This is a genomic window from Streptomyces sp. NPDC059852, assembly GCF_042731455.1.
GTDB lineage: Bacteria > Actinomycetota > Actinomycetes > Streptomycetales > Streptomycetaceae > Streptomyces.
Genome location: NZ_JBHWJK010000052.1, coordinates 1,383 through 3,144, shown reverse-complemented (window position 1 = coordinate 3,144; position 1,762 = coordinate 1,383). Strand labels below are relative to the sequence as shown.

Below are 1,762 nucleotides of genomic sequence, written 5' to 3'. Positions count from 1 at the left end.
ACGTCCTACACCCTTACCCCGGGACAACCACCGCCCGGGATGGACTACCTTCCTGCGTCACCCCATCACTCACCTACTACCAGCTCGGGTCACCGGCTCCACCACTCCGACCTCGTCCGAAGACTCAGCCGGCGGCTTCACGGGCTTAGCATCACTGGATTCGATGTTTGACGCTTCACAGCGGGTACCGGAATATCAACCGGTTATCCATCGACTACGCCTGTCGGCCTCGCCTTAGGTCCCGACTTACCCTGGGCAGATCAGCTTGACCCAGGAACCCTTAGTCAATCGGCGCACACGTTTCTCACGTGTGAATCGCTACTCATGCCTGCATTCTCACTCGTCAACCGTCCACAACTCGCTTCCGCGGCTGCTTCACCCGGCAGACGACGCTCCCCTACCCATCACGATCCCCGTTGGGGGTACATATCGCAATGACACGACTTCGGCGGTACGCTTGAGCCCCGCTACATTGTCGGCGCGGAATCACTAGACCAGTGAGCTATTACGCACTCTTTCAAGGGTGGCTGCTTCTAAGCCAACCTCCTGGTTGTCTCTGCGACTCCACATCCTTTCCCACTTAGCGTACGCTTAGGGGCCTTAGTCGATGCTCTGGGCTGTTTCCCTCTCGACCATGGAGCTTATCCCCCACAGTCTCACTGCCGCGCTCTCACTTACCGGCATTCGGAGTTTGGCTAAGGTCAGTAACCCGGTAGGGCCCATCGCCTATCCAGTGCTCTACCTCCGGCAAGAAACACACGACGCTGCACCTAAATGCATTTCGGGGAGAACCAGCTATCACGGAGTTTGATTGGCCTTTCACCCCTAACCACAGGTCATCCCCCAGGTTTTCAACCCTGGTGGGTTCGGTCCTCCACGAAGTCTTACCTCCGCTTCAACCTGCCCATGGCTAGATCACTCCGCTTCGGGTCTTGAGCGCGCTACTACATCGCCCTATTCGGACTCGCTTTCGCTACGGCTTCCCCACACGGGTTAACCTCGCAACACACCGCAAACTCGCAGGCTCATTCTTCAAAAGGCACGCAGTCACGAGGCAAGCACAAGTGCTTGCCCGACGCTCCCACGGCTTGTAGGCACACGGTTTCAGGTACTATTTCACTCCGCTCCCGCGGTACTTTTCACCATTCCCTCACGGTACTATCCGCTATCGGTCACCAGGGAATATTTAGGCTTAGCGGGTGGTCCCGCCAGATTCACACGGGATTTCTCGGGCCCCGTGCTACTTGGGTGTCTCTCAAACGAGCCGCTGACGTTTCGACTACGGGGGTCTTACCCTCTACGCCGGACCTTTCGCATGTCCTTCGCCTACATCAACGGTTTCTGACTCGTCCTGTTGCCGGCAGACAACAGAAGAGAGATCCCACAACCCCGAATGCGCAACCCCTGCCGGGTCTCACACGCATACGGTTTGGCCTCATCCGGTTTCGCTCGCCACTACTCCCGGAATCACGGTTGTTTTCTCTTCCTGCGGGTACTGAGATGTTTCACTTCCCCGCGTTCCCTCCACACTGCCTATGTGTTCAGCAGCGGGTGACAGCCCATGACGACTGCCGGGTTTCCCCATTCGGAAACCCCCGGATCAAAGCCTGGTTGACGACTCCCCGGGGACTATCGTGGCCTCCCACGTCCTTCATCGGTTCCTGGTGCCAAGGCATCCACCGTGCGCCCTTAAAAACTTGGCCACAGATGCTCGCGTCCACTGTGCAGTTCTCAAACAACGACCAACCACCCATCACCCCAC

The 1,762-nt window shown here is 57.8% G+C and carries 1 rRNA gene (running past one end of the window); it reads right to left on the bottom strand.

The annotated features are described in order from the left end of the window. Nucleotides 1-1,703 (bottom strand): 23S ribosomal RNA (locus tag ACFV46_RS33540); it reaches 1,271 nt to the left of the window's first position. Between the last annotated feature and the right edge of the window lie 59 nt (nt 1,704-1,762).